Below are 22800 nucleotides of genomic sequence, written 5' to 3'. Positions count from 1 at the left end.
TTAATTACCGCTATCTAGGTTGTATTTTGGTTTTTCGTGCTTGATGCCTTTTACTGCTTCAGCAACTTCTGCTGGCATGTATTCTTCATCATGCTTTGCAAGCACCTCAAAGGCCTCAATTACATTAGGTTCAACTAAAACTCCTTGCGCTACAATCCCTTGCCCTTCGCGAAATAAGTCTGGCAAAATACCCTGATAGCGAACAGTTACTAATGGGCCTGTATCAATGAGCTTAAAGCTTACTTGTAAACTTTGCTCGTTTCGCTCAACAGTGCCAGGCACGACCATACCGCCAATTCTTAACTTTTGACCTATGTGTGGTTTTTCTTTATTTGGGCCTTTACCGTCAATTAATTCACTTGGTGTGTAAAACAAGTTTATGTTTTCTTGTAGTGCATACAACACAAGACCAATAGAAGTACCTATACCAAACAGTACGGCAATAATCACTAATAGGCGTTTTTTACGTCGTGGGTTCATGATGTTTGTTCCTGCTTAGCTTTTTTAATTCTTTCTTCGCGTATTATTTGTTGCTCTACAGAGGCCATAATACGTTTAGTATCTCTAAGAGAGTTTAATAAAATACCGAGTAAAATAAGTGCGCATGCACCAAAAGAAAGCCATACATAAAATCCATAGCCTCCCATAGCAATAAAATCTGAAAAAGAGTCAAACTGCATAACTACCCCTTATTTAACAACGCTCGCACCCAAGGGCGATGCTTTTCACGTTGTAAAATTTCATTTTTAAGACGAATTAAAGTCACAGTACCTACAAATGCTGCAAACGCTAAAATATTCACCATGAGTGGCCAAAACATACTAGGGTCAATTGCTTTTGTGTCGAGTTTTGTAATAGTTGCACCTTGGTGTAGCGTATTCCACCACTCTACTGAGTAATGAATAATAGGTAAATTAATAACCCCTACAATTGCTAAAATTGAAGCCGCACGGCCAGCTGATTTTTTATCTTCAAAAGCATGGTAAAGCGAAAGCACTCCCAAATATAAAAACAATAAAATAAGCTCTGAAGTTAAACGTGCATCCCATACCCACCATGCTCCCCACATAGGTTTACCCCATGCGGCACCGGTTATAAGTGCAATGGCAGTTATACACGCCCCTACTGGCGCAATAGCAATTACTGCAAGTTCTGCATTACGTAACTGCCAAACAAGTGCAACAATTGCGGCTATCGCCATTGAGGAATACGCGCCCATGGATAAAATAGCTGAAGGCACATGAATAAAAATAATACGGTAACTATCTTTTTGTTGGTAATCGGCAGGGGCAAAACCTAACCCCCAAACCCAACCAACAATCATAGTAATAACCGTAACGACGGCAAAATAAGGCAGTAACGTATTGCATAGCTGATATGCACGCTCCGCTTTAGCATAGGGATGTAACCACTTCCACATTAACTTACACTCACTTTTAAAGCTGACGATATGGCAATTGGCGCACTTATAATAGCAATAACTAACATGGCACCAAGGATGGCAAGCTGCCCACTATAATCCAGCGACATAGAGCTGGTGTCGATAGCAGACGTTGCAAAAATTAAAACAGGAATATACAAAGGCAATACCAGTAAACTCATTAAAATGCCGCCCTTTTGTAATCCTACAGTCAGGCCCGCACCTATTGCGCCTATAAAGCTTAATAATGGCGTACCTAATAATAATGTTAATACGGTTGCCAGTAATGATTGGCTTTCTAAATTTAGTAATAAGGCAAAAAGCGGAGTCATTAATACAAGAGGTAGCCCTGTTACAACCCAATGCGCAGCCACTTTGCCTAAAACTGATAAAGATAGCGGGTAAGAAGAGGCAATTAACTGCTCTAATGAGCCATCGTTATAGTCATCTCTAAATAACTTATCGAGCCCAAGCATGGTAGAAAGTAGCGCTGCAACCCAGATAATACCGGGCGCCATTCTCGCAAGTAGACCGGGCTCAGGCCCAATTGCTAACGGAAATAACGAAATAACAATCAAAAAGAATAAAATAGGATTAACTATTTCAGCACGCTGGCGAAATGCAAGCTTTACATCTTTACTAAACACCGCGCTAAATAGCTGCCAGTAAGAGTGTTGACGAGTCATTAGTGACGATACTCCAACGTAACCGTTTGCAAGTTATCAAAGTGAGTGGTTAAGTCTTGATGGGTCGTTAATAAAATAGCGCCACCGGTTTTTAAATGCTCACCAAAGCGTTGCTGCAAGTAAGCTACGCCGCTTTTATCAAGGGCGGTAAATGGCTCATCTAATACCCAAAGTTTGCAATCACTTAGCCATAACCGCACCAGCGCCACGCGCCTTTGCTGCCCTGCAGAGAGCATTCTTACCGGCACGTCTTCAAGGCCAACCAAGCCAAGCTTTGCTAAAATAGGGTATAAATCGGGAGTGTCTTGATAGCCATTAATTTGCAACCAATATTGTACATTTTCAATTGCGGTGAGCTGCGTATTAACCCCAGTTTTATGACCGATGAATAGCAGCTCTTGTGCATACTCTTCATAGTACTTATTAATTGGCTGCTGATTGAATAAAACAGCGCCTTCGTCAGGCACAGAAAAACCCGCGACAATACGCAATAACGATGTTTTACCAGCCCCATTAGGACCCGCTAATTGCATGATTTGACCGCTATTAAGGCTAAAATTAAGATCCGCAAACAAACAACGATCTTGCTTGATGCAGGTGACGGACTTAATGTGTAACAAGATGACGATTCTCTATGCCAAAAATTAGGCGTTAGTCTACCATAATGATAGGGTAATACGAATATTGCTTTATAATCGATTAACGAAAACTTGATTTAAAATAATGAATACACCAACGCAAATAACATTATCTAATTCATTGGTTAACAATCAAACGACCAACAAGCACACTAATGAATTAACACAATTACCAGATGAGGTTATTGCGGCCAAAAACATTCAATTTAGTAAAGGCTCAATCACGCTTGATGTATTTGTAGATAAACATTGGCAAACAATTAGATTGGGCACCTCAAGTGAAGCACCAAGTACCCAAAAAATAGCAAGTGCAAATATTCAATTAAGCCTCGATGGTAAACAACTCACTATAACGCCAAATAATACAACAGTGTCATTAAACCAGCCTGCGCAATTACAGCGTTTACTTAATTACATAAATACAGGCACCGAGGTAGAAAGCAAACCTATGCCAGCACAAATAGTGCTTTCGCCTTCACCTAAGCTAGTTATTGAAAAACTCAATGCCAGTATTGCTATAAATAAAGACGTGGCGCAAATACTTTCATCGGAGCAACCTTTAAAAGTAATCGTGAGTACAAATAATAAAGGCGCTCAACTTAATGCTGTAAATCGATTTGCAGATACCGTGCATTCACAGCCCTTAACGCAAACAAAATTAGCTAAACTACTAACAGCTTTATTACCAAGTGCGGAGCTAAAAACAACACCCAAACTTGCTATTTTAACGCATCCACAAAAACAAGGCTCATTCACAATACCTTTAAATAACAAACAAGTGAGCGAATTGCCGAACACCCCTTTAAAAGTAGGCTTGTCCAATCAAGCCGACAAAGTTTTAATAAAAACACAAATAAATACAATGCAAGTAACCCTTAATAACTCATTTACTAAGGCGTTTAACAACATTGTGAGTGCTCAACCAAGCGCTTTACCATCTGAGGCTTTAAACAATACGCTAAGCCCTTTAGTTGGCACGAACAGCCCTATAAAGTCGTGGCTACAAACAAGCTTTAGTGATTTTAAAACCCGCATTAACGACGCTGTTAAATATTTTGAAAGCAGACCTTTTACTGACAGTTCAAAACACTCATTGAGTGCTAATACCACTGAGCAAAACCAAACCACATCAACTCAAGATTTAAAGCAACTAGGTAAACCTTTAATAACGCAAATAAATATTACTGACCATATAGATAACACACTAAATAAAGTTAAAAACCTGGAAGCACCACCACTACAAAAACACTTTAATCAACTACCTGCTTTAATGCAGTTAACACAATTAGTTAAAGCAAGGGTAAATGTTTGGCAATCCTCTTCACACACTGTTCAACCAAGTCAAACACCTTTAAATACGCCACAACAAAACACAGTTCACACACCCGCAATAACTAAACCCGTTGATGAAAAAATTGCTGTTGAGCAAAAGGCCGCACCATTAATTACAAAAATCCCTGAACTGCAGCCTAAAACATTACAAGGCTTGCAAAGTCAGCTAACCGCTGCTGTGGCTGATAACCAAAAACCATCAATGTCACAGTCAACTCAAGCGAGCGTTAAACAATTTTTACCCGGAGAAATGCCTTCACGAAGCCAAATGTTACAGCCTATTGAAGCTAAGCTTTTCAGTAAATTATTAAGCTTACCAGTAACAGCGCCAAATATAGTGACTGATAAACCTTTGCTAAGTAGCCAAATTGCAGAAATAGCACATAAAGCCACACAGAACACTCCTGATCTAACTCGCCTAGTTAATCAGGCATTTAATAGAATGGTATCGAGTAGCAATATAAATCCTGCGACTGTTCAACGTGAGATATTAGCAACCATACAGCCAACATTGCTTTCAAGCGAATCATTGCAAAGTAGCTTTAGTAAAGGGCTTGAGCAAGTGGCTGTTAGTATTTTAGCTGCCCCTATTATTAGCCAATCAGTCACGCCTTTGACCTTTAATAATCAAACTGGTTTAGATGCCCTACTGCAAGTACTCATCCCTACATTTAAAACAGGTAATACTGGCCCCAAAATACTTGAGCAATTACAACAAGCTCAAGTACAAGCATTGGCAAGCGAAATAGTACAAGTAAAAAACACGCTTACTCAAGTTAGTGCGCTTACTCCTAATCAACAAACTGATACAAACCCGCTAGCGCAGTTTTTGTTTCCTATGAAACTGCCACCAGAAGCTGGGCAAACCGAAATAACCCTAGGGCAATATAAAAAACCAAGTGCAGATAAATTAGAAGATAAAAATGTATGGTTTGTAAGGCTAAATTTTGATTACGCGCAACTTGGGCAACTACAAATAACGGCAGAGTTAATGGATAAAGCACTTGATTGCCAGCTACTCGCCTCAAGCCAAGAGGTAAGTGCTATTGCTCACCCGCATTTAGATAACCTACGTTCAAAACTGGCTAAGCACGGCTTACAAGTAGGTGAACTAAATTTAAAAAGAGGCGATGCTAAACACAGCGATTTTTATAAATCTCACGCCATTATTAACATTAAGGTTTAATTATGAGCAATGCATCTAACGATAAATCAGCCATCGGCCTTTTATACGAAGCAGGCAACTCACCTACAGTCAGTGTAAAAGGTTTTGGTGAATTAGCAGATGAAATAATAGCAGCGGCTAAGCAAAAAGGGATTATGATCCACCAAGATGAGGCGCTCGCTAAAACACTCTCACACTTAAAACTTGGTGAAGAAATACCCAAAGAGCTCTATTATGTGATTGCCGAGTTAATTGCTTTTTCGTATGTGTTAAGAGGGCAATTTCCACCTGGATGGCAAGACTTTCAAGGTAAGTTAAACGTAAAAGCATAAATAGGCGCTAAGCGCCTATATGAGTTAGAGCTACTTAGGTAAGTTAGTTATTTTTTTCTGCTCTAGCATTTCTTTCCAGTGCATAACTTCGCTTGGTAAAATAGGAGTTTGGCCTTCAAAACCAGCTACTTCAAGCATTTCTTCAATACTTACAATACCTTTTTTATTTTTAAACACACCTCGTACATATGCAACAGCATGTAAGCCACGCTCTGAATGAAACTTTTGCTCTATGTAAAAATATTTATGATCCCAGCCCACTAATTTAGTGCTTATTGTATAGCGCTGCATAGGCTTAATATCACGAATATAAGTAATAGCTGTGGCATTTACTATAGGAAACCAACGACGTTTCATTACTTGTTTTAATAAGCCAATTCTTTCGATCATCCACGTACGAGATAAATCCATCATCGCAAGATAGCGAGAATTTGTTAGATGCATATTAATATCGCAATCAGTAGGCAACGCTTTGTAATCAATATCTACTGTATCGAGTAAATCTTGATAATGCTGATTGCGTTTAATTTTAAAAAATAATAATAAAAGTCGAATATATAGGTTCACAACAAAGGTCTTACCAGTTAATTTTACACGAGTGTAGCACAGCCACTTGCTAACACGAATTTTCTAATTTAATCTTAAATCATTATTATAATAAAAAGTAAAATCATGAAATTAAATATTAATGTTATTGCTGGGATTGTGTTGTTAGCACCTAGCTATAGTGCGCTTGCCGATTTTTCGTTACCAGGCAAAGGAACTGTAACTTACCCAACTGGCGTAGTTAAAGAATTTGAATTTGGATTTAAATGGCAGCAACAAGCTGAAAAATTCAGTATAGGCTCAAAAAGTTACAATATGGAGCAAATTCCTAGCTCTTACTCTGTTGCAATCACACTTGCTAAAGATGATAGCCAAGTATGGGTACAGGAGTTTAACAACGGCTTTATTAAAGAGTTTGAATGGCACATTGGCGATCATAACGTTATATTAAAAAAGCAGCAGTTTAGCGATCCGGTAAAAGGTGACTATGTTATTGAACTCAATGGTCGTAGTTACTTTTTTACCCGTAACAACGCAAGTATAGTGATGAACTTTAATGAAGGCGGTATAGAAACAATAGCTATAGATGGGGTTACTAAAAATATGGGCACTAAAAACTAGTGCCCATGAAACTTATTATTACACCTTTACGGTTTTACGGTTAATACCGTAATCACGCAATTTATTTGCCACTGCGGTATGGCTTAAGCCTAAACGCTTGGCCAACTGTCGTGAACTTGGATAAGCAGGATAAAGCTTACGAAGTAAAGTAGCTTCAAAGCGTTTTACTGCTTGATCTAAGGAGCCTTCAAAGTCTGATTCTAAATACCCTAGGTCATGAGTAAAAGTAGGCAATTGTAAATGCTCTACACGTAGCTCACTGTCATCCAACAATGATACTGCACGGTAAATTGCATTTTCAAGCTGGCGTACATTCCCAGGCCAAGGATATTGCTGTAAAAAGCTTAAACACTCTTGTGAAAGCAATGGAATTGCATGACCATTTTGCTGTGCGTACTTTTGAATAAAGTGCTCAGCCAGCGGCCCAACATCAGCTTTTCGGTCTCTGAGTGGCGCTATTTCAAGGGTTAACACATTGATGCGATAATATAAGTCTTCCCTAAAGACGCCCTCTTGAACCATTGCTGGTAAGTCTTTTTGAGTCGCTGCAATAATGCGTACATTTACTTTAACTTCGTTTTCATCGCCAACTTTTCTAAACGTGCCATCTTGCAAAAAGCGCAGTAACTTAGTTTGTAATTGAGTCGACATTTCGCCAACTTCATCTAAAAACACAGTACCACCATCAGCTTGTTCTAATACGCCACGTTTAGGCGCTGTGTTTTCTTCATATCCGGCGTAGCCAAATAATTCAGACTCAGCAACATCATCAGGAAGTGACGCACAAGAAAGCGCAATAAAAGGCTTAACAGAACGATTTGATGCATAGTGGCAAGCTCGAGCGAGTAACTCTTTACCCGTACCTGTTTCGCCAGTAATTAAAATGGGAGCTTCTAATTGCGCCATTTTACGTGCTTCACGCACAACTCGACGCATCGCGGTACTAAAATTGTGAATAGTTGCAAAGCTTTCTTGTCCGTAGCGCCTAAAGGCACTTACTTGCTGCCCTAGTCGGCTTTGCGATTTAATATTAATAACTGCACCAGCAAGTACATCACCTTCGCCACCTTGCGGCACTGCGATAGGTAAAATGTCGGCAATAAAGTCTTCACCAGCAACTTCAACGCGTGTGGTTTGACCAAGCACCTCTTTGCCTTCTAACCAGCGCGTAAAGTTAAACCCTTTGAGCAAGTTATTAATGTTTGCCCCGATAACTTCTTTTTCGATAAGTTGTAAGTCTTTACATGCGGCGTCGTTACATAAACGTACCCAACCTTTAGCATCAATTGATATAACACCATCGGGTAATGCACGCAGTAATGTATTTAGTTCGTTGTGCTCACGTTCTGAGGGCAAAAATGCAGTCGTACGCACATCATGAACACCATCTATTAAACGTATCGAAGGCATGATTTTTTGAAATTGTTCAAATTCAATTTCAGGAAAGCTCACGTACATACGGCAATTAACAGAATCGACTTCAATCCCTTTTAAATCAACGCTGTAGTTAACTAATATATTAAGGATTTCTTGGGCAATACCAATTCGATCAGCACAGTGAATATCTAGACGCATACATCCTCAAAGAAGGAAAAACTATATTAGTCGAATAATACGCTAAGTCGCTGTGAGAAGGTAGCTTAATGTAAACATTTTTGGACAAAGAGGTATTACTAAAATCCGCTCACTCAAACAATACTGCCTTTTAAAAGTAGTGTTTAAGTGAGCACGATATTAATTACCTTGAGGGTACGCTGTCCAGTCACCGCCATCTAATTGTATGTATGGACGCTGATTTACATACATCATAATTGTATCGGCATTTTCAGCAACTTTAGGGGCTTTAGGTAGGTTTTCAAGTAAGTTAGCAACACTGTTTTTCCCGCCAAAAACATCGCTTTGTAGTGCCTTACTAACAAGCTGTGATAATGCAAAATAACTGGTTGAATCATCGACAACAATTTGTGAGTAGTTTTGTACGTCAGGGCCTATAAACTTAATAGCAACAGGCACCGAGACAATAGAAGGGCTCGGTATTTCACGCAAACCGGCAAATTGCACTTTATCACCCTTTAGTGCTGCGCCGTGCTCTGGCACTATCATTAGCATTACATTACGACCACGGCTCTCAAGATTTTTTACAAACGTATTGATATCACTAAACAAGTTTTTATGTCTTATAGGGTAACTCTGTTGGCTGTTCATACGAGCTCGATTAGCTAGTTGATTGCCATCATGTAAACTTGTTGTGTTGTAATACATAGCACAAGGTTTACAGTCTTTTGCTTGAGTGTCTAACCAACCATTTAGTACTGCACCATCAGAATAAATTGGACTGTCATCAAAACCATATTGAGCAACTGGCATAGAGTCTATATTAAACGGTGTACTATTTAAGCCGCCGTACTTATTAATCAAGCCTTTAAACTCATCAAAATGACCGTCATGGTTCATTACAACATTGTTTTGATACCCTAGTTTTTCTAAGTTTTTAAACAAGTAACATTGCTCTGGTGCGTCTTTAAATAATGCTGTTTGGCTTGTTTGTCCGCAACTTGCGCGTAGTAATCTAATTGCAGCAGGACCACTGTATGAGGTCGCTGAGTTAAAATCAGAAAATACCACATCAAAATCTTTATACATGTCTGTTATATCTACGCCAATAGCTTTTAAATCCGCAACTGCCATTGAGCAAACATTCAATATAATTACATCAAACAACTCACCACTCACCTGGCTTGGAAAGTTACTCGTTAATAAAGTTTGTTGTTGATAAAAGTCAGCCAGTTTTTGATCTGGAGATTGTATAGCTTCAGTAATTACTTGTGCTTGTGTAGAACTTTGAGTTTGTGCCACTGCGGCAGAGTTTGGTGTATTACTCACAAGGTGTGATTGAGAATCGCCACTTTGCCAGCCCATCACTAAAAGTCCTACAACCGTTACTGTAGTAAAACGTATCCACTGTGATGTATACCAAAAGCACACACTTATTACAAACAAAGCCAACAACATATCAACATTCACAACACGAGTAAGTAACTCAATAAAATAACCAAAGCTAAAATCTTGAACATTTCCCGCTTGTTTAGTTAATCGGTTGATTGGTGGAAGCCAAGAGTCCTGATAAAGTAGTACAACCGCGAGTACACCACCTAATGAATGTTTTGCTTTTTCTATTAATGGCTTTTTGAATTCAATAGCTAACATGGCTGCAAAAGCGGCATTAGTGAGCACGTTAAAATCAATGGCACCATAATAATAGAGCGCGAATTTAACTAAAAAATAAAGGTTCCACACCCCTAAGCCTGACAATTTCACTGCTTATCCTTTTTTGTTTTATTTGGTGTATAAGGCTCTAGTACTTCATGTTTAAAAGTAAGCTTATAATAATATTGTTTTACACGGGTTAATAAGTACGTACCAAACATACACAGTACAACACCTAATATCATCGCAAGAAAAGCGGTTAAAAAAAGTTGATTAACACTCATACATTACCCTTTAATTTCATTGTAAAAGGCTTTGCATCGGCTCGACCTTTATTAATGAGCTCAGGCGCTTCTAAATCATCAATAATGCTTTCTGGCATATCAGGTTCAAATTTATAACTCTCATTCTCTGACAATTGTTTAGAGAAATCTACAAGCTTCTTACCCGTATAAAAACGCCTAAGCTGCTTACACTCTTGTTGAATGTAAAAATGATCTGATATTACATTTTGTTGCGCAAAAAAATCACTCGTTGTTAATTTAAATAAATGCTTTATTGCATTATTAACATCATTCTCTCTACAGGCATGTAAATATAAGTACACTGTGTTTTCTGCGATACTAAACACGTCTCCTTCACGCTTAATATGAAATAAATGTAGGGGATGGATTGGATCTATTCTTGGTAAAAGCTCTAATTTAACCAACACCCCGCTAACACCGAGGTTTACGGCAGAATCACTGTGAACTTCTACTTGCTTTGTAAACTCATTAAAAGGTAAATAACCCTTAGAAAACGTGTTTTCTGTGTACTTAAGTACATGCTCGACCGATGGAGGTAATGGTCTTGTATATTGAAAACCTTGTATTGATTGCACTTGTGACAACAACCTAGATGGTTCTGTTGAGCTATACAAAATAAGGTTTACACCCAATGTTAAAAGTAAACACTCATCTTGATGGCGAATAACACCATCAACGTTTTGAATAACTAACTTTAACCAACGTCCACAGTTTTTTCTTAATTCGAAACACTGCTTACCTAATAGCGACAAATCGGTATAACGTGTTACTGAAAAAATTAATGTCGCTGCTTCTACTTTTGGGCCTTTATCAAATAGCTCATTGTTATCTTTTAGGCTTTTATAATGAGCTGGTAACTTAGTCCCCTCTGGCACTACATTTTGAACTAGCCACACCTCATCCTCATCAGTAAAACCAGACTCTTGAAGTGTTTTATTTTTGTTATTTAAAGCTTCTTGTACTATCAATTGATGATTATCTATCGATAATTGAAACTGTTCACTCGCTAATATTCCTCGACTGTGACGCCAGTAGTCATATTCGAGTACACGCACTGCGGAGTCGTTATCAACAAACATCAATCCATCTAGATATTTATTTAAGCGCCTAAATAAAAAACGATAATTAGCTACATCAGGACCCGATATTAAAAATAATAATGTAACGCCCGTTTTTTGCGCAAACGTATAATAATCCCTCATTATTACTTTCAAACTAATATCATCAACACTATTAATTTGTGCAGTATTAAAATGAATTAATACAAGTGCCTTGTTTAGACGCTTATAAGCACTGATCTCTTTTATTATATTTTTATTAATATGCTGAGCATTATATTGTTGCGTGCTTGAGGAAAGTGAAAAGGGATGAACTCTATTTTTTTCATATGCTGAGTTTAACGCTTGAGAAAAGGAAGAGTCAAAAAATGATTCAATTTCTTGAGAAACTATAAATATATCATTAACCAAGCTAGGGTTAATTGAATGTAACGCCAGTTCAATCACAAAATTGTCTAAAGGGGCCAAAACAGCATAACTTGAAGCCGATTTTAACTCTTTTGCTGCAGGCTCTAATCCCGTTATGTTAAAGTTATGCACTTAAAACGCCCTATAAAAAAATACTTTTTTACTAGTTTTACCCGCTATTCTATATATAATAGCCAAATATTGTCCACTTTTAATAAAAATAATTAAAATATTATATAAAGGTTATGATGCGCAGTTTAGCTTATAAAGACTCACAAACGTTAACATCTAGTGACATAGAAAACTTAGCGCGCCGCTTTGGTGGCAAAAGCGAAGATTACATAGAGATTGTAAATAAACAAAAAAACACCCAAACAATCAATAAATATGCTTTATTAAAAGAAATAAATAGCGATCTAAACACATTAATAAGTTCAAATAATAGCGAGTAATGTAACGTTGCAAAGAGTTTTTGTTAAAGGTATCAAAGGTGGGTTGGGTAGCACTTCTGTTGTTGCTAACCTTGCGTGCGTATTAAAAAAATCTGATGCAAATGTTATTGCTATAGACCTAGATGCAAAAAGTGATTTGGGTTTACAATTTGGTCTACCTTGGAAGTCAACTAAGGGGTGGAGTAACGAAGGCAACTTTGAAGATGCACTTGTACACTTTCATCAAGATAGTGACGGAGTCATATTTTTACCTTTTGGTGATAATAAAGCTGACCAAAACGAAATTATCAGCACAATTAACAATTGCGAAAAGTTGGATTGTCCTCAAAATACTTGGTTCTTGTTCGATTGCCCTTCTTATATTTATTTAGAGCGTTTTCCTCTAAAACCGAATGATATAGTTATTGAGCTTATAAATTGCGATGCTATTTGCCACAGTCTAATTTACAAGCGACTACAAAAACTAAAAAGCTCAGAGTCTAACTGGAAGCATTATTTTTTAGTTAATCGTTATAATTCAGCTTCTGTACTCGAGTTTGACTTATTTTCACTTTGGCAATCAACTCTCCCTCTTATGGCACCATTTTTTATTAACAGCGATGAGGTTATTAAAGAATCAACTGCTTATAGAAATGTTGCACTTAACTGTGCGCCGTACAGTATTGCCAATGATGATTTTGAAACACTCGCTGGTTGGCTTGTTAGTAAAGCGGCTTTATAACAATGAGCTTTACTTTATTTTATAAACGTCCCATACACAGTACCTTATACATACTGTTGAGTATTTTATTTACCGATAAGCTTGTACGTTATATTTTATTTAAATTTCACAGCTACTTTAACCAACATAAAGTAAATGTAATTGAGGCTTTTCTAATGCCTTTCATTACTTTATTCAGTTCACTGTTTATAAATATCAAAAAACATAAACTTGATTTTGAATTGGTACTTTACAGTTACTACCCGCACTTGAGATTGCCTTACAGGACCTATATTTACTCAAATATAATACGCTTTATTATTCAAAGCCTGTTTTTAATATTTTTTAAAAATAAGCCCAAAGCAAGCTCGTACTCTATAAAGGAAACTGCAACAGACTACTTTTACGACCGAGTTAGCTATATTTTAAGGCAACTGCGCTGGTTCGATTTAAAGCTAGGTAAACTAATTAGACGCTTACTTTCAAAAAATAAAAAAGCTCCTAAAAAAAGCGCATTTAAAGCAATGTCTGAAGCGCGTATTTGGCAAAATAAACTCATAAAATATTTGATGCTCGCATTTATTTTATTTTTATTAGCCATTTTTATCACTATTCCATTTAGCCTAGAAGCGCAGGCCGTTTTTATCAGCTTTATATTACTAGTTGCATATGCCCTTAAGCGCGTAAAAGGTCAAATGGCTACCATTGTCATGATCACTCTCTCTGTAACAACTTCTTCTCGCTATTTATGGTGGCGTTATACTGAGACCTTAAATTGGGATGACCCTGTAGCACTTGCTTTAGGTGCTGGTTTATTACTTGCAGAAACCTATGCGTGGCTGGTGCTTATTTTAGGCTTTTTTCAAACTATAAATCCGCTTGAACGTAAACCTATTCCTTTACCTAAAAATACAGATTTATGGCCTACGGTTGATGTTTACATACCCACTTACAATGAGCCTTTAAGTGTTGTAAAACCAACTACTCTTGCGGCATTAAGTATTGACTGGCCTGCAGATAAATTAAACGTTTACATACTTGATGATGGTAAACGCCCTGAATTTGGCGAATTTGCCAAAGAAGTCGGCGTAGGCTATTTAACTCGACCAGATAATAACCATGCCAAAGCCGGTAACATGAATAGTGCAATGCGCTATACCGATGGCGAATATATTGCTATTTTTGATTGTGACCACGTCCCTGCTCGCTCATTTTTACAAATGACTATGGGGCAATTTTTAAAAGACAGTAAAGTATGTCTAGTACAAACACCGCACCACTTTTTCTCTGCTGATCCATTTGAGCGAAACCTTAATAACCATAGCCAAATCCCAAATGAAAACATGCTATTTTATGGACTTATCCAAGACGGTAACGACATGTGGGATGCCACTTTCTTTTGTGGTTCTTGTGCGGTATTAAAACGAGAAGCGCTTGAAGATATAGGGGGTTTTGCTTTTGAAACGGTAACAGAAGATGCACATACAGCACTTCGTATGCAGCGCGCTGGATATAAAACGGCTTATATAAACATTCCACAAGCTGCGGGTCTTGCTACAGATAGCCTTTCAGCTCATATTGGCCAACGGATCCGTTGGGCGCGAGGTATGGCACAAATTTTTAGACTCGATAACCCATTAATGGGTAAAGGCTTAAGTGTTCCTCAGCGTCTGTGCTACATAAACGCAATGCTGCATTTCCTCTCTGGTATTCCTCGTATTGTTTTTTTAACGGCACCACTGGCACTTATATATTTTAATGCATATATTATTTACGCTCCATTTTTAGCCATATTCATTTATGTTGTGCCAACACTTATCCAAATAAAAGCAACCAATTCGCGTATTCAAGGCAAATATAGATACTCATTTTGGGGAGAAGTCTACGAATCTGTACTTGCTTGGTATATTTTAAAACCAACTACCGTGGCACTTTTCAACCCAAATAAAGGTAAGTTTAATGTTACTGAAAAAGGCGGCCTAAACGATGAAGAGCATTACGATTGGGGTATCTCTAAACCTTATTTGATCCTCTTAATGATAAACTTACTTGGTATACTTGTAGGTATTTTAAGACTCGTTCTGGGCGATCCGAGCCAAATAGGCGTACTTGTAATAAGTATGGGCTGGGCTATTTATAATATTGTTATTTTAGGCGCTGCCGTTGCTGTAGCAGCCGAGGCACGACAAGTAAGGCAATCACATCGTATTAAAGCTAATTTTCCGGCGGGTATTCGATTAGCTAATGGGCATACCTTAAAAGTTAAAATTACAGATTACTCCGATAATGGTGTGGGTATTGAAACTGAGCATGCACACTTATGTCGTGTTAACGATAAAATAGAGCTCTTAATGAGCCGCGGTAATAAACAGTTTTCGTTTACAACCCACGTATGTAATACCCGTAAAAAACAAATAGGTTTAACAATTAAAGATTTATCGCTTGAAAAGCAACGTGCCTTTATTCAATGCACATTCTCAAGAGCGGATGCATGGCTAGATTGGCAAAACAATTTTAGACATGATCGTCCGTCGTATAGCTTTAAAGAAGTACAAAAAACAAGTTTGAGGGGCTTTAGTAATTTATTATTTCATGCTCCAAGGCCGTTACAACCTATCATTAAGTTTATGACTAATATTGTCATTTACGTAAACTCATTCACTCCAAAAAAACCGATAGTGCATAATAATTATGATTAAAAAGCTGCTTAATACATTTCTGACATTGTTACTCATTAGTAGTGCTTATCAGGCTCTTGCTATAGAGCCGATGCATGATAAATCTATGTTTATAAATGGATATCCCGAGAGTGCGCAGGTTTCAAGCCTACGTTTAGATTTTGAGGCATTAGGTTTTAATGGCTACAAGCTAGATGGAATAAATAATAATTCACGCGTCGATTTTACAAATAGAATTGATAAATTAAGCACAAATTTAAAGCTTAATTTTTCATACACTAACTCGCCTTCATTAATCGCTAATGTGTCGCATTTAAAAGTTTATTTTAACGATAATCTAGTTACCGTTTTACCAATAAACGATAAGTTAAGTGTTGTTAAGAATACGGTTAACCACAGCTTAAGCCTTAACGCAAAATACGTTCAAGACTTCAATCAGGTTCGCTTTGAGCTTGTTGGTTATTATGATTTACGATGCCAAGACTACTTTAGCCGCTCTATTTGGACTGAAATAAACAAGTCGAGTAATATCACGCTTGATCAAAAACAATTAGCAATTGATAGCCGTCTTGAATATTTACCAGAACCATTTTTTGATGCTAAAGACTACAGCAAATTAAATTTACCCTTTATATTTGCAACAACACCTGGAACTAAAGCCATTGAAGCAGCTGCTACATTATCTAGCTGGTTTGGTGCACAAGCAGATTGGCGAGGCGCGAACTTTCCGGTAGTGTTAAATAAAGCACCACAGCAGCATAGCATCGTATTTATTACTAACGATTCTAAACCTGATTTTTTAAAAGATTACCCTGATGTCGAAAAGCCAACCATAGAACTTATCTCAAGCCCTATACATAGATATAACAAAATGTTGTTAATACTTGGCCGTGACGAAGAAGATTTAAAAACAGCAGTAACAGGCCTTGTGTTTGGGCACAAAATAATGACCGGCAGAAGCGCAAGTATAGAAGCAATAAACAAACTGCCCCTGCGTAAAGCATACGATGCTCCGCGCTGGCTTCGAGGTGACCGCCCAGTTCACTTTGATGAATTAACTGACTACCCAACTCAATTACAAGCACAAGGCCTAAATAATGGCCCGATTAAATTAAATATTCGTTTTGCGCCCGATTTATTTACGTGGCGTGAAAAAGGCATTCCTATTACGTTGCAATACCGTAATACACCTGAAAGTGAAACTTTAGACTCGCGCTTAAATATGCTAATAAACCAAGAGTTTATTAATGGCTTTTTATTAGAAAAAGACGATTCATCGCTCACAACAACCAAAACATTACTGCCATTAATAGCCAATACAGATACAACTCAAAGTGCTGAAGATTTTTCTTTAGATGGCATTAAGCTCGCTAACCGAAACGAACTTAACTTTGACTTTAGATTTGCCGTGCTTAAAAAAGGTGAATGTGCCATTGCTCCTCCTGGTGGAGAATTTGGCGTAATAGATGGAAACTCTAATATTGATGTGAGCGGGTTTGATCACTACATTGCATTACCGGATTTAAATGTATTTGCTAACAGCGGCTTTCCATTTACTAAATACGCTGATTTACAACAAACCCTCGTACTTATTGACGAGAAACCGACTCCAGAAGTAATTTCGGTACTGCTTAATTTAACAGGCCATTTTGGTGCAATTACAGGTTACCCAACGCATAGAATGAGTGTTGCACACTTAAATCAAAATGCTGACTTAGATGATAAAGATATTTTAGTGATTGCTAAAGCAAGCAGCGTTGCTAACGAACTTGATGAAAATGCACAAACTAATATCTTATTAAATGGCAATCAACGTGCTATTAAACAAGCTATTTACAACGGTGCCTATGATGAGAACGAATCTGAAAAAGTACAAGTGAGCATAAAAAGTAGCGGCGATATGGCCGTAATAACAGGCTTTCAATCTCCGTTTGATTCTGAGCGTTCGATTGTTTCGCTAAGCGCGACTTCTCATAATGGATTTGGCTTGTTAAATAATGCACTAATGAATTCACAAACTCTTGCCCAAATAAAAGGCAGTGCAGCAGTTATTAACTCACAAGGGATCAAAAGCATTAAGACTGACGAGCAGTACTTTGTTGGTCATATTCCAGTGCATACCTTAATTTGGTTCCACTTATCAGATCATCCATTTGTACTTGCACTGCTCTCAATTTTAACGCTGCTATTGATCTCATTTATTATATGGCGATTACTACAAGCGCTTACCTATAAACGCTTAGCTGAAGGAGATAAATAATGAAATCACTCATTACTATATTTTTAACTGTGATTGCATTAATAACCTTTAATGCCAGCGCGCAAATAGAACAATGTAAGCCATGGGGCGCATGGCAAACATTTAAAAATAACTTTATAAGCCAAGATGGGCGAGTTATAGACTTAGGTAGCGAGAAAAACATAACGACTTCTGAAGGGCAATCTTACGCGTTATTTTTTGCTGTAATTGCCAACGATAAAGCAACGTTTGACTTAGTCCTGGATTGGACTCAAGAGCATTTATCTGAAGGCGATTTAAGTACGCGCTTACCTGCATGGCAATGGGGAATTAATAACGATAATGAGACCGGAATTTTAGATTCAAACCCTGCTTCCGACTCTGATTTGTGGATTGCCTACAGCCTATCGCAAGCGGCTATGCTTTGGGATGACCGTCGCTACAGTATTTTAGCTTCAGTGGTTGCACAGCGTATAATGCGTGAAGAAACAGCGTATATTTCAGGTCTAGGTTTATCACTATTACCCGCTCCATCAGGTTTTGAATTTGATAATGAGCGCTTTAAACTAAATCCCAGTTACTCTCCTTTATTTATTTACCAGCAGTTTAAAAAATTATACCCACATTCTCCTTGGCACCAGCTACATGAGGGCTCTGCCAAGCTAATTTTAGATACTGCTAAACAAGGCGTTAGCCCTGATTGGGTAATGTATGATGCCAATAATGGCTTTTACTATGATAAAAAAACAACTGACTTAGGTAGCTATAATGCAATTAGAGTGTATTTATGGGCTAGCATGATGGCAAACAACGCGCCTTATAAAAAAGAGCTATTAGCACAATTTAAACCTTTCATTGAAACTATTAATGAGCGTGGTTACGTGCCTTTAAATACTTTTGCTAAATCAGGGAAATCTGAAAAAAGAGGCCCACTTGGCTTTAGCTCAGCACTTATGCCTTTACTTGCTACAAGCAGCGATGACTCCTTAGTGATGGCTATTCAACAAAAGCTGATGGTCGATAAATCATTTACTCAAACACGTTATTACGACAGTGTACTTAACTTATTTGGTACTAGTACATTTAACAATCGTTTTTCAATAACAGCAGATGGGACGCTACAACCAGCATGGAGCACTGAATGCCGTTAAGGTTTGCCCTAGCATGCACATTAGCGCTTAGCTCTGGATTAAGTGCTAATACAGTCAACGATATTGATACACAGTCTGTTGATTGGTTGTTAAGCCAAATAAGCATTGGCGAGGCACAGCAAAACAAAAAGCTTGTTGAAGATAGCTTACGCAAGCTCGTAGCTATCGCGCCTGCTCGCATTGAAACACAATGTGCTGTTGCACGTTATGATTTTGCTAACGGCGAATCTGCAAAAGCCAACCAGCTGCTAAGCAAAATAGATAACGGACTCACAAAGCAAGCCCCTTGTGTTGAAAAGCTTAAAATACTTTCTCGTATTGAGAGTAAAGATAAATCTTTAATTCAACAAGCTAGGCTACTTTCTCGAGCAGGGCGTTACGAACAGGCTCGCGAAATATACAATAAAATTTTTAAAAACACCTACCCTACGCTTAATTACGAGCTAGAGCACTTAAGTTGGTATGGACAAGACAGCGAGCAATGGGCAAGTGTTAAAAAGGGTTATGAAAAGTTATTAAAAAGCTACTCTAATATAGGTTTAGTAGAAATAGCTTATGCAAGGCATCTACTTAGAAAAGACCCGAATGACCAAGTTGCAATAGAGCTATTAGGTCGATACGGCTCTACATCATCGTTTAGTAACGAAGTAGAAGAAATTTGGCTTAGCGCATTAGCTAGCATGCCAATAAATAGACAAACCGATAGTCAGTTTAAAAAGTATTTTTCTATTTACCCTTTTAGCAGTAAAGGGGAGCTTCAATATCAGGACTTCAAAAAAGATTTAAAAGCGCGTCAAACACTCCTTGCAGATCCTGCTTATCAACTATGGGTAAGAGGCGACAAGTTACTTGAAAAGAATAAACTAACCTCTGCTGAGCCTCTACTTTTAAGCGCGTTAAAAGGCCGCCCTAAAGATGGAGCTATTATGCGTAGCCTTGGAATTTTATACCTAAGGCTTGGTGATAATACTAAGTCATACAGATACTTTACTAACGCGCAAAAATATACAGCAGACTTTGCTGAACGTGAGACATTAAAAGGTTTAGCAAAAACTGCAAAGTTTTGGCTATATATACGCCAAGCTAAAGATGCAATTAATAATGAAGAGTATAAAACTGCAAAACTAAAGCTAGATTTAGCTGATTCTTTAGAGCAAGACTCAGATATCGTTCTTTATAACAAAGGCTTATTACAATTTGCTCAAGGTCAGTATTCACAAGCAGCACTGACCTATCAAAGCGTTTTAAAAAGCGATCCACTCAATAGTAGTGCGCTAATTGGTTTACTTGCAATAGCAGAACTTGATCAAAACGATCGAGCTCTTACCTCGTTTTATAACAGTTTATCCTATGCTCAGAAAAATCAAATTAAAGACTCATACTCAGTATCTTTAAGCAGCCAATACCGCTCAAAAGCGACCACTTTAGCTCAAGCTGGGGATTTAGAGCAGGCTGAAAAAGTATTAAAAGACGCCATTGAAATAGCACCACAACAACCTTGGCTCTATTACGATTTGGCGTTTATTTATCAGCAAAAAGGCCTAACTGAAAAGGCCCGCGCTTTGTTTAATAATGTGCTGTGGCAATTTCCGCTAAACTCGCAAATTCGATATAGCCACGCGCTTTTTTTACGCTCTATAGATGATTATCAAGGCGCAATTAAAACCTTACAATACATTCCTTTTAAAGCTAGGGATGAAGAGATCATTGCACTTGAGCAACAACTTCAACTTAGTCAGTCTTTAACTCAAAGTGAGCGCCATTTAGACACTAAAAATAAAGCTACGGCAATTTATCACTTAAGTAACTTAGAAGCGCAAAATTTAACGCCTGCGATGCAAGCCGAGTTATCACGTAGCTGGTACGCTATTGATGAGAAAAAACACGCCCTACAACTTATCGATAAAGCATTAATCGCCGAGCCTACGCTTTCATCATATTGGCATACGCTTTTCGGTGAGTGGCTTTTAGAGCAAGGCGACGAGAAAAAAACTAAACAGTGGTTTGAAAATTACGTTTTACCAGAGAGCGCCTCTGAAGACGAAAAAACACAATATGTCCAATTACAAAATAGCTATATTAACCAGTATTACAGTGGCAGCGATTTAATTGCGAAGCTTAACCAGCTTGACCAAAAGTATAAAAATACCCCTGCGACTACTACTGCACTTATTAATGCAAACCTAGCACTAGAGCAACGCGAAGCAGCTGTTATTCTATACCAACAAAAAGTTAAAAATAATCAAGTTATTGAACCTCAAGCATTACTTGCAGTTGCAAGTGCTTACAGAGAGCTTGGCAATGACTTTCAAGCAAAAGAAGTAACTAAGCAAGCAATAGTACAAACTACATCGCAAGAAGATTACTTACAGCGCCAAATAATGTCGTCACTCAATGAGTTTAATTATTCAGGCGATGCGCTTTTTTTAGCTAAGCAACTTATTAATAAATCCCCTAACGATCAAGAGCTTCGTTATTTGGGCGCACAGGTAGCTAGTAACTTTAATGAATCAGAGCAAGCTCAAACTTGGTATTCGCAAACGCTTTCACCTGATCGAACTCTAAGCGATAAAGAGCTATATGGGTCCCTTTTAAAAATAGATGAAAACGACCCTTGGTATATAAATGGCGCTAAACGCGAACTAATAAACGAGCAAAACAAAAATCAAGCATATATAGCGATAGGCGTAAACTTTAGCGGCCAAACAAGTACTGAAAGTGACGCTACACTTGGCGCTGGCTCAGTACCTATTGAAGCTTACTTTCCGCTTTGGCAAGGCCAAGGGTTTATTAAAATAGACCCTACCAGTATTAGCGCACAAACCACACGTTTTGATGAACAGTTTGCAGGCAGCCGCTACGGGCAAGGTGCACTGTGTATTTTTACCTGTGCAATAGATGAAGTCACACCAGAGGAAAGCGGTGTAGATGTAGGTATTGGCTGGCAAAATGAAAATTGGCGCGTAGATGTAGGCACTACCCCACTTGGTTTCTTAATTGAAGATATTGTATGGGGTGTAAATTATGCAGATAGTTTTGGTGACTTTGGTTATAGCCTAGAACTTGAAAAGCGCCCTGTAACAAGTTCAGTACTTTCTTATGCGGGCCTTGAAGATATAAACACCGGTGAAGTTTGGGGCGGAGTTCGCTCTACTGGCCTTACTGCTAATCTTTCACACGACTTAGGCGGCAATTGGGGGTTTTGGTCAAGTGCTGACTTTACCTTATACAAAGGTCAAAATGTTAAAGATAACCAACGCTATAGGGTAATGGGTGGTACATACTACCGTGTTATTAGTAACCAAGAGCGTGAGTTTACTGTGGGTGCAAGCCTACTACATTGGGCTTATCAGTATAATTTAAGTGAAGAAACTTGGGGTCATGGCGGTTATTATAGCCCTCAAAACTATGTAGGCTTATCAGTTCCTTTAAGTTATGACGCGCGGTGGGGTGATGATTTTGTTTATCGCTTAAAAACCGGTGTATCGTATTCACAAACCAAAACTCAAGCGATTGACTTTTTCCCTAACGATCCCGACCTTCAATTACAAGCTTACGAGAGAGAGCTGACTACTGGCGTTGACCCTGTGTTTGCAAGTGATGACAGCTCAGGGGTCTCGTATAATATAGAAGGTAGCTTTGAGTACCGTGTAACACCACATTGGTTTTTTGGTGGTTACTTAGCCATTGACCGCTCTGACTTTTACGAGCCGAACTTTGGCCAGCTGTATATCCGTTACTATTTTAACCCTGTATACGGTACATTAGAGTTTCCGGGCACGCCGATTATTCCTTACGCTGACTTTTAACGCGGTAGGCGGTGATACATCGCGAATGCTTCCCCTCGCACTAAGGTATATGT

Annotated in this window: 19 protein-coding genes; 9 read left to right on the top strand and 10 right to left on the bottom strand. The window is 38.1% G+C overall.

Annotated elements, in window-relative coordinates; genetic code table 11:
* From ccmE to ccmA, 5 genes are read right to left on the bottom strand one after another with little or no spacing between them, the layout of a single operon-like run.
* Positions 1 to 480, bottom strand: coding sequence for a cytochrome c maturation protein CcmE (gene ccmE / locus ALFOR1_RS04955; protein ID WP_104642254.1), 480 nt, complete (start codon positions 478 to 480; stop codon positions 1 to 3).
* Complete coding sequence (gene ccmD / locus ALFOR1_RS04950) at positions 477 to 680, bottom strand: heme exporter protein CcmD (protein WP_104642253.1); 204 nt, start codon at positions 678 to 680, stop codon at positions 477 to 479. Before ccmD ends, ccmE begins: the two co-directional genes overlap by 4 nt.
* 2 nt (positions 681 to 682) lie before the next feature.
* Positions 683 to 1420, bottom strand: a complete 738-nt coding sequence (locus ALFOR1_RS04945) for a heme ABC transporter permease (RefSeq protein WP_058547366.1) — start codon at positions 1418 to 1420, stop codon at positions 683 to 685.
* A complete protein-coding gene (ccmB, locus tag ALFOR1_RS04940; RefSeq protein WP_104642252.1) occupies positions 1420 to 2106 on the bottom strand; it encodes a heme exporter protein CcmB in 687 nt (228 codons plus the stop codon). The genes ALFOR1_RS04945 and ccmB overlap by 1 nt, the downstream gene beginning before the upstream one ends.
* A complete protein-coding gene (gene ccmA, locus ALFOR1_RS04935; RefSeq protein WP_104642251.1) occupies positions 2106 to 2726 on the bottom strand; it encodes a cytochrome c biogenesis heme-transporting ATPase CcmA in 621 nt (206 codons plus the stop codon). Before ccmA ends, ccmB begins: the two co-directional genes overlap by 1 nt.
* A 103-nt stretch (positions 2727 to 2829) precedes the next feature.
* Between ccmA and fliK the strand changes: the two genes are divergently transcribed.
* Both fliK and ALFOR1_RS04925 read left to right on the top strand, forming a co-directional pair.
* Positions 2830 to 5262, top strand: a complete 2433-nt coding sequence (gene fliK / locus ALFOR1_RS04930; RefSeq protein ID WP_104642250.1) for a flagellar hook-length control protein FliK — start codon at positions 2830 to 2832, stop codon at positions 5260 to 5262.
* Between the two features lie 2 nt (positions 5263 to 5264).
* Positions 5265 to 5573, top strand: a complete 309-nt coding sequence (locus ALFOR1_RS04925) for an EscU/YscU/HrcU family type III secretion system export apparatus switch protein (RefSeq protein WP_058547362.1) — start codon at positions 5265 to 5267, stop codon at positions 5571 to 5573.
* Positions 5574 to 5603: 30 nt separating this feature from the next.
* On the opposite strand, the gene ALFOR1_RS04920 is transcribed toward ALFOR1_RS04925, so the two are convergent.
* Complete coding sequence (locus ALFOR1_RS04920) at positions 5604 to 6140, bottom strand: thioesterase family protein (RefSeq protein ID WP_104642249.1); 537 nt, start codon at positions 6138 to 6140, stop codon at positions 5604 to 5606.
* Positions 6141 to 6245: 105 nt separating this feature from the next.
* On the opposite strand from ALFOR1_RS04920, the gene ALFOR1_RS04915 reads away from it, so the two are divergent.
* Positions 6246 to 6740: a hypothetical protein gene (locus ALFOR1_RS04915; RefSeq protein ID WP_104642248.1), complete on the top strand. Its 495-nt coding sequence runs from the start codon at positions 6246 to 6248 to the stop codon at positions 6738 to 6740.
* Between the two features lie 18 nt (positions 6741 to 6758).
* Here ALFOR1_RS04915 and tyrR read toward each other — a convergent pair whose 3' ends face one another.
* The 4 genes from tyrR to bcsE form a co-directional block, all read right to left on the bottom strand.
* The gene (gene tyrR, locus ALFOR1_RS04910; RefSeq protein ID WP_104642247.1) at positions 6759 to 8315 is read right to left on the bottom strand and encodes a transcriptional regulator TyrR; all 1557 of its coding nucleotides are present in this window, start codon (positions 8313 to 8315) and stop codon (positions 6759 to 6761) included.
* A 159-nt stretch (positions 8316 to 8474) separates the two neighbouring features.
* On the bottom strand, positions 8475 to 10058 hold the full coding sequence (gene bcsG, locus ALFOR1_RS04905) for a cellulose biosynthesis protein BcsG (RefSeq protein WP_104642246.1): 1584 nt from the start codon (positions 10056 to 10058) through the stop codon (positions 8475 to 8477).
* A complete protein-coding gene (locus ALFOR1_RS04900) occupies positions 10055 to 10231 on the bottom strand; it encodes a hypothetical protein (protein ID WP_165491310.1) in 177 nt (58 codons plus the stop codon). The genes bcsG and ALFOR1_RS04900 overlap by 4 nt, the downstream gene beginning before the upstream one ends.
* A complete protein-coding gene (gene bcsE / locus ALFOR1_RS04895; RefSeq protein WP_104642245.1) occupies positions 10228 to 11850 on the bottom strand; it encodes a cellulose biosynthesis protein BcsE in 1623 nt (540 codons plus the stop codon). The genes ALFOR1_RS04900 and bcsE overlap by 4 nt, the downstream gene beginning before the upstream one ends.
* Before the next feature lie 116 nt (positions 11851 to 11966).
* On the opposite strand from bcsE, the gene bcsR reads away from it, so the two are divergent.
* From bcsR to ALFOR1_RS04865, 6 genes are read left to right on the top strand one after another with little or no spacing between them, the layout of a single operon-like run.
* Positions 11967 to 12170 carry a BcsR/BcsP family cellulose biosynthesis protein gene (gene bcsR / locus ALFOR1_RS04890; protein WP_104642244.1) on the top strand — a complete coding sequence of 68 codons (204 nt, stop codon included), beginning with the start codon at positions 11967 to 11969 and terminating at the stop codon, positions 12168 to 12170.
* 7 nt (positions 12171 to 12177) lie between these two features.
* Positions 12178 to 12891 carry a cellulose biosynthesis protein BcsQ gene (gene bcsQ, locus ALFOR1_RS04885; RefSeq protein ID WP_104642243.1) on the top strand — a complete coding sequence of 238 codons (714 nt, stop codon included), beginning with the start codon at positions 12178 to 12180 and terminating at the stop codon, positions 12889 to 12891.
* 2 nt (positions 12892 to 12893) lie between these two features.
* Positions 12894 to 15569 (top strand): UDP-forming cellulose synthase catalytic subunit, encoded by a 2676-nt coding sequence (gene bcsA / locus ALFOR1_RS04880; protein ID WP_058547354.1) that lies wholly within the window; start codon positions 12894 to 12896, stop codon positions 15567 to 15569.
* A complete protein-coding gene (gene bcsB / locus ALFOR1_RS04875) occupies positions 15562 to 17808 on the top strand; it encodes a cellulose biosynthesis cyclic di-GMP-binding regulatory protein BcsB (protein ID WP_104642242.1) in 2247 nt (748 codons plus the stop codon). Before bcsA ends, bcsB begins: the two co-directional genes overlap by 8 nt.
* Positions 17808 to 18938 (top strand): cellulose synthase complex periplasmic endoglucanase BcsZ, encoded by a 1131-nt coding sequence (bcsZ, locus tag ALFOR1_RS04870; protein WP_104642241.1) that lies wholly within the window; start codon positions 17808 to 17810, stop codon positions 18936 to 18938. The genes bcsB and bcsZ overlap by 1 nt, the downstream gene beginning before the upstream one ends.
* On the top strand, positions 18929 to 22747 hold the full coding sequence (locus ALFOR1_RS04865) for a cellulose synthase subunit BcsC-related outer membrane protein (protein ID WP_104642240.1): 3819 nt from the start codon (positions 18929 to 18931) through the stop codon (positions 22745 to 22747). The genes bcsZ and ALFOR1_RS04865 overlap by 10 nt, the downstream gene beginning before the upstream one ends.
* Positions 22748 to 22800: the final 53 nt, after the last annotated feature.

It is taken from the genome of Pseudoalteromonas carrageenovora IAM 12662 (assembly GCF_900239935.1).
In the GTDB taxonomy this organism is placed as follows: domain Bacteria; phylum Pseudomonadota; class Gammaproteobacteria; order Enterobacterales; family Alteromonadaceae; genus Pseudoalteromonas; species Pseudoalteromonas carrageenovora.
Note: the sequence above shows the minus strand (reverse complement) of the source record. Positions and strands in the feature narration are given on the sequence as shown.

Bases quoted from the DNA above. Each gene is read 5' to 3' on its own strand.
- bcsA (WP_058547354.1), top strand. From the start codon at position 12,894: ATGAGCTTTACTTTATTTTATAAACGTCCCATACACAGTACCTTATAC.
- ALFOR1_RS04865 (WP_104642240.1), top strand. From the start codon at position 18,929: ATGCCGTTAAGGTTTGCCCTAGCATGCACATTAGCGCTTAGCTCTGGA.
- ALFOR1_RS04925 (WP_058547362.1), top strand. From the start codon at position 5,265: ATGAGCAATGCATCTAACGATAAATCAGCCATCGGCCTTTTATACGAA.
- fliK (WP_104642250.1), top strand. From the start codon at position 2,830: ATGAATACACCAACGCAAATAACATTATCTAATTCATTGGTTAACAAT.
- bcsR (WP_104642244.1), top strand. From the start codon at position 11,967: ATGCGCAGTTTAGCTTATAAAGACTCACAAACGTTAACATCTAGTGAC.
- ALFOR1_RS04945 (WP_058547366.1), bottom strand. From the start codon at position 1,420: ATGTGGAAGTGGTTACATCCCTATGCTAAAGCGGAGCGTGCATATCAG.
- bcsZ (WP_104642241.1), top strand. From the start codon at position 17,808: ATGAAATCACTCATTACTATATTTTTAACTGTGATTGCATTAATAACC.
- ccmE (WP_104642254.1), bottom strand. From the start codon at position 480: ATGAACCCACGACGTAAAAAACGCCTATTAGTGATTATTGCCGTACTG.
- ALFOR1_RS04900 (WP_165491310.1), bottom strand. From the start codon at position 10,231: ATGAGTGTTAATCAACTTTTTTTAACCGCTTTTCTTGCGATGATATTA.
- ALFOR1_RS04915 (WP_104642248.1), top strand. From the start codon at position 6,246: ATGAAATTAAATATTAATGTTATTGCTGGGATTGTGTTGTTAGCACCT.
- tyrR (WP_104642247.1), bottom strand. From the start codon at position 8,315: ATGCGTCTAGATATTCACTGTGCTGATCGAATTGGTATTGCCCAAGAA.
- ccmD (WP_104642253.1), bottom strand. From the start codon at position 680: ATGCAGTTTGACTCTTTTTCAGATTTTATTGCTATGGGAGGCTATGGA.
- bcsB (WP_104642242.1), top strand. From the start codon at position 15,562: ATGATTAAAAAGCTGCTTAATACATTTCTGACATTGTTACTCATTAGT.
- ccmB (WP_104642252.1), bottom strand. From the start codon at position 2,106: ATGACTCGTCAACACTCTTACTGGCAGCTATTTAGCGCGGTGTTTAGT.